General features: G+C 44.1%; 14 protein-coding genes. 6 read left to right on the top strand and 8 right to left on the bottom strand.

The annotated features are described in order from the left end of the window. Nucleotides 1–58 precede the first annotated feature (58 nt). Nucleotides 59–877 (top strand): TIGR03915 family putative DNA repair protein, encoded by an 819-nt coding sequence (locus LAJ61_RS11045; protein WP_224053967.1) that lies wholly within the window; start codon nt 59–61, stop codon nt 875–877. Nucleotides 878–956: 79 nt separating this feature from the next. Here the strand turns inward: LAJ61_RS11045 and LAJ61_RS11040 are convergent, their stop codons facing one another. Then, entirely contained in the window at nt 957–2,018 is a 1,062-nt protein-coding gene (locus tag LAJ61_RS11040; protein WP_224053966.1) for an RluA family pseudouridine synthase, read from the bottom strand. Between the two features lie 249 nt (nt 2,019–2,267). Here LAJ61_RS11040 and LAJ61_RS11035 point away from each other — a divergent pair, with 249 nt between their 5' ends. Further along, nucleotides 2,268–3,350: an outer membrane protein assembly factor BamD gene (locus tag LAJ61_RS11035; RefSeq protein WP_224053965.1), complete on the top strand. Its 1,083-nt coding sequence runs from the start codon at nt 2,268–2,270 to the stop codon at nt 3,348–3,350. Nucleotides 3,351–3,437: 87 nt separating this feature from the next. After that, the gene (locus tag LAJ61_RS11030) at nt 3,438–5,660 is read left to right on the top strand and encodes a DNA primase (RefSeq protein WP_224053964.1); all 2,223 of its coding nucleotides are present in this window, start codon (nt 3,438–3,440) and stop codon (nt 5,658–5,660) included. 12 nt (nt 5,661–5,672) lie between these two features. On the opposite strand, the gene LAJ61_RS11025 is transcribed toward LAJ61_RS11030, so the two are convergent. The 4 genes from LAJ61_RS11025 to LAJ61_RS11010 are packed head-to-tail and all read right to left on the bottom strand — an operon-like array spanning nt 5,673 to nt 10,295. Next, the gene (locus tag LAJ61_RS11025; RefSeq protein WP_224053963.1) at nt 5,673–6,986 is read right to left on the bottom strand and encodes an ABC1 kinase family protein; all 1,314 of its coding nucleotides are present in this window, start codon (nt 6,984–6,986) and stop codon (nt 5,673–5,675) included. Between the two features lie 13 nt (nt 6,987–6,999). After that, on the bottom strand, nt 7,000–7,794 hold the full coding sequence (locus LAJ61_RS11020; protein WP_224053962.1) for a HesA/MoeB/ThiF family protein: 795 nt from the start codon (nt 7,792–7,794) through the stop codon (nt 7,000–7,002). A gap of 55 nt (nt 7,795–7,849) precedes the next feature. Further along, the gene (gene prmC / locus LAJ61_RS11015) at nt 7,850–8,692 is read right to left on the bottom strand and encodes a peptide chain release factor N(5)-glutamine methyltransferase (protein ID WP_224053961.1); all 843 of its coding nucleotides are present in this window, start codon (nt 8,690–8,692) and stop codon (nt 7,850–7,852) included. 4 nt (nt 8,693–8,696) lie between these two features. Beyond that, nucleotides 8,697–10,295: an AmpG family muropeptide MFS transporter gene (locus LAJ61_RS11010; protein WP_224053960.1), complete on the bottom strand. Its 1,599-nt coding sequence runs from the start codon at nt 10,293–10,295 to the stop codon at nt 8,697–8,699. Nucleotides 10,296–10,617: 322 nt separating this feature from the next. Here LAJ61_RS11010 and LAJ61_RS11005 point away from each other — a divergent pair, with 322 nt between their 5' ends. From LAJ61_RS11005 to LAJ61_RS10995, 3 genes are all read left to right on the top strand, one after another. Continuing rightward, a complete protein-coding gene (locus LAJ61_RS11005) occupies nt 10,618–11,016 on the top strand; it encodes a type II toxin-antitoxin system HicB family antitoxin (protein ID WP_224053959.1) in 399 nt (132 codons plus the stop codon). Between the two features lie 85 nt (nt 11,017–11,101). Beyond that, on the top strand, nt 11,102–12,028 hold the full coding sequence (locus LAJ61_RS11000; RefSeq protein WP_007115284.1) for a LysR substrate-binding domain-containing protein: 927 nt from the start codon (nt 11,102–11,104) through the stop codon (nt 12,026–12,028). A 70-nt stretch (nt 12,029–12,098) separates the two neighbouring features. Beyond that, nucleotides 12,099–13,100: an LLM class flavin-dependent oxidoreductase gene (locus tag LAJ61_RS10995; protein WP_224053958.1), complete on the top strand. Its 1,002-nt coding sequence runs from the start codon at nt 12,099–12,101 to the stop codon at nt 13,098–13,100. 57 nt (nt 13,101–13,157) lie between these two features. On the opposite strand, the gene kdsB is transcribed toward LAJ61_RS10995, so the two are convergent. The 3 genes from kdsB to msbA are packed head-to-tail and all read right to left on the bottom strand — an operon-like array spanning nt 13,158 to nt 16,849. After that, on the bottom strand, nt 13,158–13,952 hold the full coding sequence (gene kdsB / locus LAJ61_RS10990; protein ID WP_224053957.1) for a 3-deoxy-manno-octulosonate cytidylyltransferase: 795 nt from the start codon (nt 13,950–13,952) through the stop codon (nt 13,158–13,160). Nucleotides 13,953–13,973: 21 nt separating this feature from the next. Further along, the gene (gene lpxK, locus LAJ61_RS10985; protein ID WP_224053956.1) at nt 13,974–15,086 is read right to left on the bottom strand and encodes a tetraacyldisaccharide 4'-kinase; all 1,113 of its coding nucleotides are present in this window, start codon (nt 15,084–15,086) and stop codon (nt 13,974–13,976) included. Then, a complete protein-coding gene (gene msbA / locus LAJ61_RS10980; RefSeq protein ID WP_224053955.1) occupies nt 15,086–16,849 on the bottom strand; it encodes a lipid A export permease/ATP-binding protein MsbA in 1,764 nt (587 codons plus the stop codon). Before msbA ends, lpxK begins: the two co-directional genes overlap by 1 nt. Nucleotides 16,850–16,903: the final 54 nt, after the last annotated feature.

The following is a 16,903-nucleotide window of genomic DNA, read 5'->3' as shown; positions in this document are numbered from 1 at the left end:
AAAATCAATCTTTTAAAATTAAGGTTTTAAAGTCCACTGTGCAAAAGGTCAATCATTTATGGATTTAGTGACGGCTGAGACCCCCATTTTAATCTTTGATGGCAGCTTTGAAGGGTGGCTCACGTGTGTGTTCACCATTTATGAGAAGGGTTGGCAGCACGCCCCGATTGTGACCATTCAAGCCGAGCATGAAGTGGTACCCAATTTTTGGCAAGCCACTGTCACCATCGCGACCGATGAAGCCAAAACCTTACGGGTGAGCGATAAGTTAGCGCGCGTCTTTGGCAAAAACGGTATGCGACAACTGCTGTGGGGTTTTTTGTCAGAATCGCCTACCGTGTATAGTCATCTGTTTGGGGTGGTACGGTTTCAACTGTCCAATCCCAACCTTGATGTGTGGGAGAATTATACCCATGCGGATGTGATGGCAGTGAGTAAGCTTATCAAAATGGTCGGGCGTGAGCGCCACCGTATGCAGGCGTTTGTGCGATTTGAACAAATGCAAATGCCAGACACTGAAAAATCGGTATATTTTGCGCGTGTTGAGCCTGATTTTAATGTATTACCCATTTTGCATCAGCATTTTAAAGAACGCTATGCCGATCAGACTTGGGCGATTTATGATGTCAAACGCGGGTTTGGTATTTATTATGCTCACGATGATCCTAGCGAACAAGTCCATATCATCTGTGAGGTAGATGATGAAGCGCTACTGCATCCGCAGCAGTTTTATAGCGAGGCAGAACAACGATACCAATCGCTTTGGCAAAAATATTTTACCCACGTGACCATCAAAGAGCGGTTAAATCGCAAGCTGCATATTCAGTATTTGCCAAAACGCTATTGGAAATATTTGACGGAAAAAATGGGTAAATAGCGGGGCGTACCCTAATCGCCCGCTAACACGCCCCAGTAATGCCCCAGTCATCTAATAAAAGTAATATTACGGTAAAAAGTTAGGGCTTTAGGGTGTCGAGTAATTTTTGCATGTCTTCGGGCAGGCGTGCTTGCACTTTAATAGGCTCGCCTGTTTTTGGGTGGATAAAGCCAAGCTCATAAGCATGTAGCGCTTGACGCTGGAACTGTTGCACGACGTGTTTTTGGTCGTCATCCAAGGTTTTTAACAATATTGCATTTTTACGAGCAGCGCCATATAGCGGATCTCCGAGCAATGGAAAACCTAAATTTGATAAGTGCACACGGATTTGGTGGGTACGCCCTGTTTCCAGTCGCACGCTGACCAATGAGACAGCGTCGCTTATCGCTGTGATTTTCTCAAGATGAGTAACAGCAGGTTTGCCACTACCCACCACCGCCATTTTGGTGCGCTGGGTCGGATGGCGTCCAATGGGGGCATCAATGGTGCGATGGCGGGCAAGCTCAGCCGCGGAAGCCAACACAATTGCTTGGTAAAGCCGGTACACGGATTTGTCTTTAAGCTGATTAATTAGATGCAGCTGGCTTTGACTGTCTTTAGCAATCACCATTAAACCCGATGTTTCTTTATCAATGCGATGTACCAATCCTGCTCTAGGTAGCGTGCGGCTGTCAGGATAATGAAAAAGCATTGCGTTGACTAGCGTACCTGACCCATTGCCTGCACCAGGATGGACGACCAAGCCTACGGGCTTATTGATGACCAGCACCGCCTCATCTTCATACAAGATATCAAGTGGGATATTCTCGGGCAAATCTTGCTGTTGAGCGGTCAAGCTCGCTTTAAGCACCAACATATCATTGGGCTTAAGACGATATTTGGGTTTTTGCGCTGCGCCGTTTACGGTTAATTCGCCTGACTCAAGCCAATTTTTGATTTGCTCACGCGAATAATCGCTAAACACCAAGGCAGCAATTTTATCAATGCGCTCCCCTATTTGCTTAGAGTTGACGGTATAATTTTGGATAATTTGATGAATGCCAGCGCCAGCGTCGTGGGTCTGTAGGTTTTGATGGCTTGGGTGTGTTTGTGACAGGTTTTCCCATTCTTCTTCGAGTTGATTGGTATTGTTTTGAGTCATAGATTCATTCATAGATTCAATGTTTGAGTCGATTGGATTTAAGTTGCTCGGATGTGAGGCGATTGGCGTGGTCATAAACAGTTCAGACTTAGGGTATAGGGATTTTCGAAATTAATATGCGCGGATAGGTCACAAAGTATAACGTTTCGTGATAGACTTAGTGAAATTTTTAATACAATATTTTGCATTCAGTTTTGAATAATAAGTATTATGATGGGCAAATATTTTTGCAATAGATTTGAGGTTCGTATGCATCATCTTTCCAAAGTTGTGGGTGTCACCGCAATTACTGTGGCTTTGACCACTTTATCTGGCTGTCAAACGCTAAAAAATTCAAAATTGTTGGGTGGCAAAGACGAAGTCGTCGCGACCAAAGCTGAAAAAAGCGAGCAAGGCTACTACCAAGCGGCGTCTGATAACATCAAAAAAGGCAACCTTGCTAAAGCGATTAGCCAGTTAAACGATTTGCGGACTTTCTATCCTGTGGGTGATTACAGCGAGCAAGCATTACTTGACTTGATGTATGCGCAGTACCAACATGGTGACTATTTGGATGCGATTGCCAGTGCTGATCGTTTTATCCAGTCTTACCCATCCAACCCGCAAGTTGACTATGCTTACTACGTTCGCGGCATCTCAAATATGCAGGCGGCATCAGGCGGCGTGATGAAATACACCAAACTTAATCCTGCACACCGTGATATGGGCTATTCGCGCATTGCCTTTAATAACTTTCAGCAACTGATTAATCGCTTTCCCAATAGTGCCTATGCCCCAGACGCTGCGCTACGTATGCGTTATATTTATAACCAATTGGCAGAAAGTGAGATGGATGTAGCGCGCTGGTATATTAAACGCAAAGCCTATGTGGCAGCTGCCAACCGTGCTAAATGGGTATTTCAGTACTATCCACAAAGCGAAGCGATTCCAGAGTCTATTGCAACCATCGCCTATAGCTATGACAAACTGGGAATGACTGATACCGCCAATCAATATAAACAACTGCTTCGTATCAACTACCCTGGTCTGATTGATGCACGTGGCAACGTCAAACTTGATAATAGCCGTACCGGTTCAAACTGGTTAAATAAAGCCACATTGGGCGTGCTCGGTCAAAGTTCACAAAATGCTGCTGTTCAAGGGCTAGCCCAGCAGTCGGGTCAATACTCAGGCAATACCAAGCCACAAGTGATTCAGACTTCAATTCAGCAAGCTGCGGCAATGCGCCTGCCAAGTCCGGCTACCACGGCAAATGATGAAACACCAACCAGACCACGTGATACCACAATTGGTTTGGGTCTGCCACCTGACAATACCAGTCAAGTCAAATAATCTATAAACCCCGTTAACATTAGCTAGGTTTATCCTAGCTATTTTTTTTCAATCAGCTAATTTTTAACTGGAAATGCGCTTTTTACCATGAGTAACAATGCCATCATTGATCAAATCATTGCTAATGCCGATATCGTCAAGATTATTGGCAAGCATGTGGAGCTCAAACGTTCGGGCAATGAATTCAAAGGCTGTTGCCCTTTTCATGGAGAAAAAACGCCCTCATTTTTTGTCAATCCGCAAAAAGGGCTATATAACTGTTTTGGCTGTGGTGTCGCGGGCAATGCGCTCACTTTTTTAAAAGAGTACGAAAACCTCACCGCGGGTGAAGCGCTCAAAGAATTGTCCCGTCAAACGGGGATTGAACTGCCCAAAGAGCCTGTCAACAAATCACATACCTATAAAAAAACCCCCGTTGCATCCAAACCTGCTCTATCGCAAACAAGGGTATCCTCTCATCAAAATCTGGCTCAAAGTCCCGTTCAAACTCTCTCTGACTCCGATGTTGCCGAGCGTCCGTCTATTGACGATGCAGAGGCTTTGTGGATAGACGCTTTTGATGATTTTCAAACGTCTGATAACTTAGATGCCAGCTTCATCCCTTTTGGCGAGTATGATGACGCAAGCGTTGGCGGGTTTTCACCCTTTGATGACTTGGGTAATAGCAGTCCGCAGGATAGTTCATCAAGTTTATACGACTTACTCACCCAAATCTGCCAGTTTTATCAACATCAATTACAGCAAAATAGCTTTGCCCAACATTATTTGCTCAAACGTGGATTGACGCCGCATACTATCGAAGAATTTGCCTTAGGTTTCGCCCCAAACGGTTGGCAACATCTTGAAGAAGCGTTCCCCCAAGACATCGAAGGGTTAAAAATTCTTGGCTTGGTGCGCACTTCGCAAAATGGGCGTGATTTTGATTTGCTGCGCAATCGGGTGATTTTTCCCATTCGCGACCAACAAGGGCAGGTGATCGGCTTTGCCGGTCGCACCATGTCTGATGATGAGCAGCCCAAGTATATCAATTCTTCAGATTCACCTGTATTTCATAAACAAGCCGTGTTGTATGGTCTTTTTGAAGGGCGCAAGGCCAAAGCCAAAGACTGGCTGGTGGTTGAAGGTTATATGGATGTCATAAGCCTTCATCAAGCGGGCGTGTATGGCGCAGTTGCCTCCATGGGAACAGCGCTGGCGCAATCACAAATCGAAAGATTACTGCAATTTAATCCCATACTTACTTTAAGTTTTGATGGTGATAGTGCAGGACAAAAAGCCGCTTGGCGTGCCATGGAAGTGGGGTTGCCTGCGCTCACTGATGGCAAGGAATTACACTTTTTGACACTGCCAGATAATCATGACCCTGATAGTTATGTCAAAGCGCATGGTTTGTTAGCGATGCAGCAACAAATCGCCCAAGCGGTTCCCCTATCAGCGTATTTGTACTCAAGTCTGACGCGTCAATATCCTACCAATACCCCTGAAAACCGTAGCAAGATCTTGCAGCAACTCTCTGCGCTGACCCAAAAACTGCCAAAAGGCAGTTATGGCTGGTTGCTGCGTGAAGACATCAAAAACAAAATGGGATTGGGGCGAAAAAACCAAGCACGGCAAGCGCAAGATGCCCTGCTCAATTTTGATAGCGAATTGACGGTACAACTGCATCTGCAGCTCTGTTTTTTGTTTCAACCAGAGCTGTTAGGCAGTCTGGAAAATAACCGCATTAGCCAATCTGTCATCCGCGATATTTATCAGCGCAGCGAAGCGGCTAACGTTTTTAAGCCGAAACACCCATCTACCAAACCAACAGCCCCTACTCGATTGGACGAAAATTCAACTGGCGACACTGATGTTATCGATGGTGTTATCACGGATGTCATCGATGCGCCCTGCAAAAACTATGACGAAAGCTGCTGCCTAACTTGGCAAGCCATCGCCGATGAAGAATTATTGAAGTTGATTACTTGGATTCAAACCATTCAGTCAAGATTGCAGGATTTTGATAACCCAAAATGGTCAACTTACGAGCGAATCAATGCCAAAGCACATTTTATACTGGCGGGCTTGACATCAGAGCAGCAAAACAAACTTATCAAACATTGGGCGCGGTTTTTTAAGGAACTTAGTCAGCGCAATATTGATGATATCTCAGACTTGGTGACAGAGTTGGTGGTTCAACTGATGTTAGAAACTCTACAGCGCGAACAAAAAACCCTAAAAGCAGACTTAAAGGCGCTGAGCCTATGTATCAAACACCACCAAGCGATTTTAACTTGGCTTAGAACATGGCTACAGCGCAAAGAGGATTAATTCATCGCGTGTTTATGCCATTTTAATCCGCGCATCATGAAACATATCCATTTCAGGGGCAAGTACTTTCATAAAACGGTCAAAATATAACAGTTGCTTGGTCAGTAGCGCAAAATCTCTTGGGAAGTGAATACCATGGCGTTTACCGACTTCCACCATCTCAAGCAACATTTGATTGATTTCATCAGTATGATCTTTCAATCGGTTTGGCATGGTTTGGTCAATGGTTTTTCCCATAAATAAACTATCATCTGCCAAGATTTTTTTCATCACTGATTGAAGATCTTGGGCAAGGACATCGACATTGACTTGCTCTCGCGCATGGGTCATATCCATTTCAACCATATAATGCGCCATGCCGCGATAGTCTTCTTTAGCAAAACTATCCATCATGCCCATACTGGCTTGCCACGCTTTGGGTTCAAGTTTGCCTACAATCCCAAAATCAATAAAGCCAATACGACCATCGGTCAACAACATCAAATTGCCTGCATGCAAATCGGCATGAAAACTATTGCACAGCATCAAGCTAGAAAACCACGTGTTTAAAGTATCTGTCATCACCTGTGCGGGGTACTTGCAGTATTGACGCATGGCGGTATCATCAATCATCGACACCCCCAAGAACCGCGTCATGACAAGTACTTTTTTGGTACTGATATCATGATAAACATCGGGCGCGACTACTTTATGATTGTCGGTTTTTTTCAAAAAATCTTGGAAATCATCAATGTTTTTGGCTTCTTGTAAGAAGTCCGTTTCTGCTGCCATGCGTAAACGGATTTCATCAATAATGGGTGAAATACTGGCAAATTTTAGCGACGGTGCGATACTGTCAATCAGTTTAGTTAATCCAACCATCATACCTAAATCGGTTTGAATAATGGTATCTACTTCAGGCTTTTGCACTTTCAACACCACATTATCGCCATTTTTTAAAATAGCACTGTGAACTTGGGCGATGGATGCAGACGCTAGTGGTTTGACCTCAATACTTTGAAAAATATCCTCTAAGGTCTGCCCATCTTTTTCCAGTTCTTCTCTTAAGACGCCTTCAATATAGCTATAAGGCATGGGCGTGGTTTGATCCAGACAGCCTTGAAATACTGTCACATATTCTCGGGGAAAGATGGACGGGGTACTGGCAATAAACTGACCAATTTTGATATAGGTAGTACCCAGTTCTTCAAAGCTTTGACGCAGCAGCGTTGGGGTCATTTTTTCACCTTGGGCGATACGTAGCCCTGCTTTGCCAGCCACGGTTGCCGTCTTCCCGACCCGCTGAATGACATTTAGGGATTTTTTAAAAAAGTGATTTTTTTGCATGATTGACTCTAGTTTAAATTACGTCTGTGATAGCGGATGGTTGGCTACAAATCTCGCAATTAGCGTCTTTACGATAGTGAAGTTTTTTAAGATTCATGGTTTTGCCGTTCCATAGCAATAACGTTTGCGCTATAGGATTGATGCCCAGTCCCAAAAAACTTAAAGCTGCTTGGGCTTGAAGGTTGCCGATGATTTGGGTGGTACTGGCTAGTACGCCGCTAGTGGCACACGTTCGCTCATCATCCCCTGCCCCTTGGAATAAGCAATGATAGCAACCCTGCTGCGGCGCAAATAATGCCAGTTGCCCGGTTTGCGCAATGGCGGAGGCTGATAATAATGACAAATTTGACTTGACAGCGATGGTATTAATGATGTCTCGTGTTTTGAAGTTATCTGTACAATCGCATATTAATTTAATTAGGCTATTTATTTTCGTTTGTTCAACCATTTGTTGATGATTATCTGCTGTCAAACGCGTTTGTATGGCAACAACCTCACAAAATGCATTGATTTCATGTAATTTAGCCTTGGCTACCAGCGCTTTAGATTGACCGATGTCGTTAGGGGTAAATAACGACTGCCGCTGCAGATTGCTCTCATCAATCGTATCATCGTCAATAATCAGTAGCTTGCCAATGCCAGCACGGCACAAGGTCTCTGCAAGTGGGCAACCTAGCCCGCCCATGCCAATAATAATCGCACAGCTATTTTTTAGCTGCGTTTGTGCTTCTATATCCCACCCTTCTAGCAATATTTGGCGGGCATAGCGTAGCATTTCTACATCGGTTAATTCTGTTTGTTCTGACATAATAGTTAAATTTCACATATTTACTTAGGCTATTTTAGCCCATTAATTTAGTACACTAATTTAGCACACCCAGCGTTACTCGTTCATTGTCCCCATAGTCTTTGACGGTGATTACCTCGTCAAAGCCATTTGACAAAAACACGTCCCTAACCTGTTCGCCCTGATCATACCCATGTTCAATCGCTAGTAAGCCATGAGGCTGTAAAAATTGTGGGGCAGTTTTGACAATATGACAGATGTCCGCCATGCCCTTATTATCCGCAATTAGCGCGCTAATGGGTTCATCGGTTAACCCTGCCAAATGGGGATCGTTGGGATCGATATAAGGGGGATTAGATACGATGATATCAAATTTGTTGTTTTCATCTGCATTGGTTGTCATAAAGGGTTCATACCAACTGCCTTCAAAAAACGCAATATTATTAACCCCTAGTCTTTTAGCATTTTGTGCTGCCACCTTCAGCGCCTCAGGCGACTTATCCACTGCGCTAACGGATGAGTTTTTAAATTCATCCGCCAGCGTGATGGCAATACAACCTGACCCAGTGCCTAAATCTAAAATATTTATTGGTTTGCTTAGGCTATTTTTATGGTGATTAAGCACCGCCTCTATCAATCGCTCGGTATCAGGACGCGGTATTAAAGTATGCGGGTTGACTAAAAACTCGTGCTGCCAAAAACTTTGTTTACCTAGCACATAAGCGAATGGTTTACCGGCTATCAACTCATCTAGCGCAGCAAAATATTGAGTGGCTATTGCTGCAGTGACCATTTCGCTATCATGGGTAATAAGATAAGTCTGCCCTACATGAAGATACTCACTCAGTAACTGTTTGCGGATGTGTTTTTCAACTGTGCTTGGTACAGCCAACAATGATTGAATAGTGTAATATGACATTGGGTTATTCATGGGTGATGTTACCGCTTCTTGTCGCATCTTGGCTCATCACATGCTTATCTACCATATAAATCAACAATAGCACAGGAATCCCAATCAATGCGGTAAAGGTGAAGAAAGCAGGATACCCCATGGTCTCTACCATTGCACCCGAGTAGCCACCCAAAATTTTTGGTGTTAACGTCATCAATGAACTAAGCAGTGCATACTGTACCATGCTAAAGCGAATATTGGTCAATACGGATAAAAAGGCGACAAAGATGGCACTTGCTAGACCTGATGCGAGGTTATCAAACATCACCGCCGAGTACATATAAAAAAAATCATGTCCCTTGCCCGCCAAAATCACAAACAATAAATTACTGGCGGACGCCAAAATAGCACCAATCAACATAGCATTCATGATTTTAAAACGCTCAGCAAGCAAGCCGCCTAAAATACCACCCACAATTGACATCCCCATACCAAAGGTTTTGACCGCCAAGGCGATATCGGTTTTGCTAAAGCCTAAATTGACATAAAACAAGTTTGACGTCGTACCTGCCACAATATCTGAAATACGATACAAGCCTATCAATAAAATCAGCCATACGGCTTTTTTCCCATAACGAATGAAAAAGTCTTGAATCGGCGCGACCCACATGTCAACAGCGACTTGCTTTTTGATGATTTTGGCTTTTAATAATACTAAAGCGGTACCAATGGCGATAGCCACAGCGCCAATAAATTTAATACTCTCATAAACAAAGCCCAAAAATTTTGACTCAGTCTCGGGAAGCACATGACCGATAACAATAAAACTGGCAATCAGCGCAATCACTGAAATTAAAAATAGTAAAAACAGTTGAAAATAATCCGACATCGGGCGTTCATGCTTCTCACGGGTGACGGTGGGTTCTTTAATCAAAAGGGTGGTGACAACCCCTATGAGCATCAAAGATGCCATAATATAATAAGTTTGTTGCCAAGCAGCGTAGTTGTAAGTGGCTTTGGTCGAGCCAAAATATTCTGCCAAGAACAGCGCCCCCGCCCCTGCGACAATCAGACCGATTCGGTAGCCTGCCATAAACATACCAGAGAGTACGGGTTGCATGGATTTTTCAGCAATTTCAATGCGATACGCATCAATCACAATGTCTTGTGTCGCCGCTGAAAAACCTAGCAACACGGCAAAAAATGCCATGTAATCAAGCACAACGTCACTGGTGGGGTTAAAACTACCGAGCATAAAAATTGCAAAGGCGACCACAATTTGTGCCACAACTAGCCAACTACGGCGTTGTCCTAACATTTTGGTTAACAGTGGAATCGGCACGGCATTGACGAGGGGCGACCAAACAAACTTAAACGAGTACCCCAGCATCGCCCAACTAAACATGGTGATAATTTTGATATCAAACCCTGCTTCTTTGAGCCAAATTGATAAACTAGAAAATATCAATAGATAAGGCAACCCTGAAGAAAAACCCAATAGCAACATCACCCAAGCGCGCTTGTCCATATAGGCTTTGATGGCTTCGCCCCAAGACTTTTTTGTGCCTGTTGAGCTTTCGCTTGGTAGCGCCGCTTTGTCGTTTGACACAGGTTGTTTTGATATTTCCATGTTACCTCTCACTCATCACGCACGATTTACCACAAAACTTCATTAAAATCTTGCTATTGTAGCGGTTTTCTAGGTGTATACAAACTAAAATTATTATGGCTGTCTGAAACGTCGCTATCTGAAACAAGGTGGCACTGCAACTGAGTCAATAACTGAGTCAATGTCTACAGACTTGTCATATTTCAATTTCTTAAATTTCAAGCCTATTAAATAAACCTGACTTAAGCAGCTAGGTTTTGAACCTGCGATTTTATGGTAATATGCTATAATTGACACCCTGCGATGACTTTCAACTTTTTTGTTAGCGGCTTTGAGGCAAATTATGCAATACCCGATTGCTATCTATCAGCAAAATAATGCCTATCATGTCACGGTACCTGATATTGAAAGCATATCTGTAGTCGATAGTAGCATGGCAGGCGCAGTGTCTAATACACGTATGGCGGTGATGAGCCATTTATATCACCTAATTGAAGAAGATTTACCGGTTCCTGAGCCCTCATCTGTCACCGAGCATTTGATAAAACCTAAATACGCAGGCTATACTTGGGCCATCGTGAGTGTTGAGTTATCACGAATTATGGGAAAAACCGTCGAAGTCACTTTACAGTTACCCAGCCAGCTTATTTCACAAGCCACTGAGCAATTTGCTGACGAGTCACTTGATAAAATCGTGTTAATGGCATTAAAAAGCTATGTAAAAAATCAGTCTAATGGCTAATTTTGTTAATATTTAAGTTCAACCAAGCTCATAAAGCGAGCATTTTATTTCGTTTTTTTATTCGTTTTTTTATTAAGGTCATTTTATGGCAATCAATGTTGTCATCAATCAACGTTATTTACAAATCCAACTCAAACAGCTTGAAACCGTTTGGCAGACTGTGATTAATAATTACAATCTGAGCCAAGCCGCCAAAGTATTACATACCAGTCAATCCAGTCTTAGTAAGCATATTGCCGCGCTCGAAAGTCAGCTTCGGGCGGAAGTTTTTGTGCGTCAGGGTAAACGATTGGTGGGTCTCTCCCCTATCGGTGAGCTGCTACTGCCGCATATTGAGAAAATCTTTGTGGAAGTAAGGTCGATTGAAAATTTAACTTTAGATTTTCAAAATCCCCATCAGGGTGAGTTATCGATTGCCACGACGCATACACAAGCACGTTATGTGTTGCCTTGGGTGGTACAGCGCTTTAAACAACAATTTCCCAATGTCCATCTGATTTTGCATCAAGCTGACCCTGAGTCGATTGCCAATATGGTAGCACAAGGTCAAGCCGATATTGGCATCGCAACTGAATCGCTGCTTGCACACGATAATCTACACTGTATTCGCTATTATGATTGGTATCATCATGTGATTGTGCCTGTGGGTCATGAACTTGAGAATCGCACCGAAATTGATATCCAGACCTTAGCGAAATATCCGATTATCACTTATCACGGCGGTTTTACGGGTCGTGGTGCGATTGATAGAGCCTTTAGCGCGGCAGAACTGACGCCTAATATCGTACTTACTGCTTTGGATGCCGATGTGATTAGTACCTATGTCGGTATTGGTATGGGCGTGGGCACAATTGCTGAAATGGCATTTGAAGGTCAGCATTATCGCAATCTTGTCAAAATTCCAACGAAAATTTTTGGAAAACATGTGACGTGGATAGCCACCCGTGTCGATGGCGATATCCGTAATTTTGGCAAAGCTTTCATTGATATTTGTCAGCAACAATTTGGGTGATTGATTTTTTTGGATTCGCCATTATAAAGGGACTACTATTCTTTTTATGATGACTACAGTGATGACAAATATGACCAAAAAAATCCCTATTTCATTTTTAGACCTTGTTCCTGTACCTGAAGGCAGTGACGCCAAAAACGCCCTTAAGCAAGCGGTGACTGTTGCCCAAACTGCCGAACAAGTAGGTTTTAACCGCTATTGGCTGGCTGAGCACCACAACATGCGCGGCATTGCCAGTACCGCAACCAGTGTGTTGCTAGCTCACATTGGCGCGCATACCTCAACAATACGGATTGGCTCAGGCGGTATCATGCTACCTAACCATGCACCCTTAGTGGTCGCAGAACAGTTTGGTACGTTAGCCACTTTGTATGGCGAACGTATCGATCTTGGCGTCGGCCGTGCCCCTGGTACGGATGGCGCAACCTTCCGTGCCTTGCGCCGTACCATGAATGATGCCGAAAACTTCCCGCAAGATGTGCAAGAGCTGATGCATTATTTTGACCCGCTCGATGGTCAGACAGTGACCGCTATGCCGGCTAATGGCTTGAATGTCCCTGTGTGGATTTTAGGGTCGTCCTTATTTGGTGCCAGTCTCGCCGCTGCATTAGGCTTGCCTTATGTATTTGCGTCTCATTTTGCGCCGCAGATGTTATCACAAGCGGTGACATTGTACCGTGAGAATTTCAAGCCGTCTCGCTACTTGCAACAACCTTATGTGATGGTAGCAAGTAACTTGCTATTGGCCGATACCGAAGAGGAAGCCGCTTACCAATTCACCTCAGCGCAGCAAAGTTTTGTCAATTTGCGCCGTGGTAAACCCTCACAAATGCCAAAACCGATTGAGAATATTGATGCTTTTTGGACATCTGCAGAGAAGTACATGGTTGAATCGTCGTTGGCAATTTCGTTTGTCGGTACACCTGACAGTGTCAAACCAAAACTTGACCATTTTCTTGAGACTATCCGCCCTGATGAATTGATTGTCACTTGTAATATTTATGACCAACAAACCCGCCTCAATTCCTTATCTTTGGTGAAATCGCTTGATTTATTTAGCTTAAACAGCTAATCAAAACCCTAAAAACGCAAACCACAAAAAAGCCCAAGATTAACTTGGGCTTTTTTATTATTTTAATAATTCTGATAACGCCAACTCATTGAGCCGATCCAAATCCTCTTGCGTATCTACACCGGGCGGCAACAACTCTGAAGCAGTATCAATGGCGATACGCATGCCTTGCTCCAAAATACGCAATTGTTCCAATGATTCAAGCTGCTCTAGCTCGCCTTGCTGCCAAACACTAAATTGTTGTAGCAAACTGACCCGATAAGCGTAGATGCCTAGGTGTCGGTAAGCGTTTTTTGGCGCGCTATTTTCGCTACTGATTGGCTGGTCGGTCAACAATGCTGTATGACGATCGCAAGGAATCGGCGCTCGGCTAAAATACAAGGCTTCCTTGTGGGCATTTTTGACAACTTTGACCACCGATGGCCGTAAAAACTCTTCAACGCTTTGGATGGGTTCAGCCAAAGTCGCCATTACGCAATCTTTTTTTTGTAGCAGTAGCTCAGTCACTTGTTTGATAAGTCCTGCAGGCACAAGTGGTTCATCGCCTTGCATATTAATCACGATATCTTCAGTTGACCACTGCTGAAGCCTAGCTACTTCAGCAAGCCTATCAGTGCCAGACGCATGATTGGGGTCAGTCATGATGACAGCTGCCCCATAGTCTTGACACAGTTTAGCGATGCTATCGTCATCTGTTGCCACAAAAATATCATCGGCAATTCCCGCCGATTTCACCGCATTGGCGCGATCAATCACCCATAGAATCATCGGCTTGCCATGAATTTCTAACAGCGGTTTGTTGGGCAGTCGGGTACTTTTTAGGCGGGCTGGTATGACCACATGTTTTACCATAGTGTATTTCCTACAAGTTTTTTAATTGTCAGCATTGTCAGCATTGTCAGCAAGGGTAACCAATTCGCCGATTTGTCGGTCGATTAACGCATAAAAGGCGGCTGATAATTCAGCTTCTACCGGTAACACCCATATGTTTGATGCAATGTCATTTTTCTCATGACCTTGGGCGAACAAAACACGCAATTTGACTGCATCCTTATCGGTGACGATAATCGGTAACTTTGGCAAGTTGGCAAAATCTTGCAAACTATAAGTGTGATGGTCATTCAGTGCCATCGGTATGATGTCAAACCCTAATTGGCTTAGGCTATTAAAAAAACGCTGCGGCAATCCAATCCCTGTCATGGCAATCACTTGTTGGGCAGGTAAACTATTTTGCGAAGCCGTTTTAAATAAAGGTGTTTTAAATAAAGGCTCTAATGGTTTTTGTAGCAAACGCATACGAATATCGGGTGATATGCTATGACAATCTTTGCTTAGGCTATTTGAAAAATGGGTTAAAGCCTGAGTATCCTGCCAATCACTTTGGTGAAATATGACGGTGGTATTGGGCTGATACAGGCGTTTAATCGGCTCGCGCAGAAAGCCTGTGGGCAATAGCTGGCGGTTACCAAAGCCGCGATCGGCATCGACGACAATCCAGTTTTCATCCCTATCCAAGGCAAAATGCTGCAGTCCATCATCCGCCAAAATAAGTTGAATGCCTGGGAATTGCTCAAGCAATAACTCAATTGCTTGACCACGGTTTGGACAGACTGCCATGGGCACGCCTGTACGCTGCACAATCAGACACGGCTCATCACCAACCTCACTGGGCTTTGAATTTGCTGTCACGATACAAGGCATCAGCTTGGCTTGTCCGCCATAGCCACGACTGATGACGCCGACCGTCAGCCCTTTTTGCTGCAGGTAGGTTACCACTTCAATGATTAGCGGCGTCTTACCGCTACCGCCAACGGTGATATTGCCCACTACAATGACGGGCACGTTGGGATAATAAACGGGTTTTAGCCCTAATCGATACATAGTTTTATTGAGCCAAAAAACCAACCCATACAACCAAGACACCGGCAATAACAACCATAGCCAGAGAGATTTGTTGCGCCACGCCTGTAGCAGTGTCTGTTGCATTAGTTTGACAATATATCCTCTTCAAAATGACGCTCATACAACTTGGCATACGTACCTTGCGCGGCTAGCAAACTGTCGTGGGTACCGACTTCAATAATTTCACCGTTATCCATGACCACGATTTTATCGGCATTTTGGATGGTCGTTAATCGGTGCGCGATAACGATGGTGGTTCTGCCATGCATGACGCGCTCCAGCGCTTTTTGGATATAAAATTCTGATTCATTATCTAGCGCGCTCGTGGCTTCATCCAAAATCAAGATAGGCGCATCCTTTAGCAGGGCACGTGCAATGGATAAGCGTTGGCGTTGTCCGCCAGATAACTGCAGACCCTGTGAGCCTATCTTTGATTGGTAACCCTGCGGCAATTGCATGATAAAATCGTGCGCAAAGGCTGATTTTGCGGCATCAATCACTTGCGCCGAGGTTCGGTTAGATAATTCGCCATAGGCAATATTGTTGTGGATAGAGGTATCAAACAGTACCACTTGTTGGTTGACACTGGCAATCTGACTACGCAGTGAATGTAATGTCAAATCTTCGATAGCGACATCGTCAAGATAAATATTGCCCTTTGTCGGCTCTAGCGCACGCATCAGACAGTTGACTAGGGTAGTTTTACCTGCGCCACTTCGACCGATTAACGCCACCGTTTCACCGGGATTGACCACCAAATTTACGTTATTGAGCGCTTGTTTGCCATCCTCAAAAGTGACGCTTAGGTCGTTAAGTACTATTTTACCGGTCAGCGTTTTTTCAATTTTGCCCGTGTCTTTTTCTTCGGCTTCATCGAGCATCTCAAATATAGAATCCGCCGCCGCCAAACCTTTTTGCAAGCCTTGATTGATATCGGTCAACGAGCGCACGGGTTTGCTCAGTAGCCCTGCTGCACTGATATAAGCGATAAACTCGCCTGCGGTGGTATCACCTAAGACATTGGGTCTTAACGCAATCCATACCACCACAGCCATCGCGCACGCCATCAATAATTGAATTAATGGCGTATTGATGCTATTGGTCACCACCACCTTTAGCCCTTGTTTAAGATTGGTTAAAGAGGCGTTATTAAACCTTGTCAGCTCGTTTTGCTGACCGCCATAATTTTTGACCACTTGGTAGCCTGTGATGACTTCATTGGTAATATGACTGACTTCACCCATGGACTTTTGAATACCGCGCGACAGGTTACGAAAGCGTTTACTGGCTTTACCGACTAACAATAAAATCGGCGGCAATACCACAAACAACGACAGGCTTAATTTCCAATTACTATAAAGCAAAAACGCCAACAACCCAATCACGGTCAAACCATCGCGTAATAAGGTTTTGAGCGTATCGGTACCCGCCGCAGTGACTTGCTCGACATCAAAGATTAATTTTGCAGAAATCTGACCGGCATTGTGGTTGAGATAAAATTGGCTGGGTAATCTGAGCAATTTTGAAAACACTTGCATACGCAGCTGATAGACGACATTGCGTGAAATCACTGCGCTAAAGTAATTACCCAAAAATGAGCTAAGCCCTCGCAGTACAAACAACAATACGATTAAAGCTGGAAAAAGATTGATATGCGCTTGATCACGTTCATTAATCGCATCAATAATGAATTTGACCAGCTTGGCAATGCCCACTTCGGTGCCTGCATTTAAGGTAAAGCCAATGACGACTAGCGTCATCGCCCACCAATACGGCTTGAGATAACCTAGCAATCTTCGGTAGGTCTGCCAACGTGGGTGAGCATTGGAAGGTTTTGAAACGGTCATGGCATCTCAATATATAAAAGAACGACTTAACAGCTATTGTATCAGTAAATTGAA

This window comes from Faucicola osloensis (assembly GCF_020041925.1).
GTDB lineage: Bacteria > Pseudomonadota > Gammaproteobacteria > Pseudomonadales > Moraxellaceae > Faucicola > Faucicola osloensis_D.
This window is presented reverse-complemented; position numbering and strand designations above follow the sequence as displayed.

What these genes read in the sequence shown, in the direction of transcription:
- LAJ61_RS11045 (WP_224053967.1), top strand. Translation starts at nt 59, where the DNA reads ATGGATTTAGTGACGGCTGAGACCCCCATTTTAATCTTTGATGGCAGC.
- LAJ61_RS11040 (WP_224053966.1), bottom strand. Translation starts at nt 2,018, where the DNA reads ATGACTCAAAACAATACCAATCAACTCGAAGAAGAATGGGAAAACCTG.
- LAJ61_RS11035 (WP_224053965.1), top strand. Translation starts at nt 2,268, where the DNA reads ATGCATCATCTTTCCAAAGTTGTGGGTGTCACCGCAATTACTGTGGCT.
- LAJ61_RS11030 (WP_224053964.1), top strand. Translation starts at nt 3,438, where the DNA reads ATGAGTAACAATGCCATCATTGATCAAATCATTGCTAATGCCGATATC.
- LAJ61_RS11025 (WP_224053963.1), bottom strand. Translation starts at nt 6,986, where the DNA reads ATGCAAAAAAATCACTTTTTTAAAAAATCCCTAAATGTCATTCAGCGG.
- LAJ61_RS11020 (WP_224053962.1), bottom strand. Translation starts at nt 7,794, where the DNA reads ATGTCAGAACAAACAGAATTAACCGATGTAGAAATGCTACGCTATGCC.
- prmC (WP_224053961.1), bottom strand. Translation starts at nt 8,692, where the DNA reads ATGTCATATTACACTATTCAATCATTGTTGGCTGTACCAAGCACAGTT.
- LAJ61_RS11010 (WP_224053960.1), bottom strand. Translation starts at nt 10,295, where the DNA reads ATGGAAATATCAAAACAACCTGTGTCAAACGACAAAGCGGCGCTACCA.
- LAJ61_RS11005 (WP_224053959.1), top strand. Translation starts at nt 10,618, where the DNA reads ATGCAATACCCGATTGCTATCTATCAGCAAAATAATGCCTATCATGTC.
- LAJ61_RS11000 (WP_007115284.1), top strand. Translation starts at nt 11,102, where the DNA reads ATGGCAATCAATGTTGTCATCAATCAACGTTATTTACAAATCCAACTC.
- LAJ61_RS10995 (WP_224053958.1), top strand. Translation starts at nt 12,099, where the DNA reads ATGACCAAAAAAATCCCTATTTCATTTTTAGACCTTGTTCCTGTACCT.
- kdsB (WP_224053957.1), bottom strand. Translation starts at nt 13,952, where the DNA reads ATGGTAAAACATGTGGTCATACCAGCCCGCCTAAAAAGTACCCGACTG.
- lpxK (WP_224053956.1), bottom strand. Translation starts at nt 15,086, where the DNA reads ATGCAACAGACACTGCTACAGGCGTGGCGCAACAAATCTCTCTGGCTA.
- msbA (WP_224053955.1), bottom strand. Translation starts at nt 16,849, where the DNA reads ATGACCGTTTCAAAACCTTCCAATGCTCACCCACGTTGGCAGACCTAC.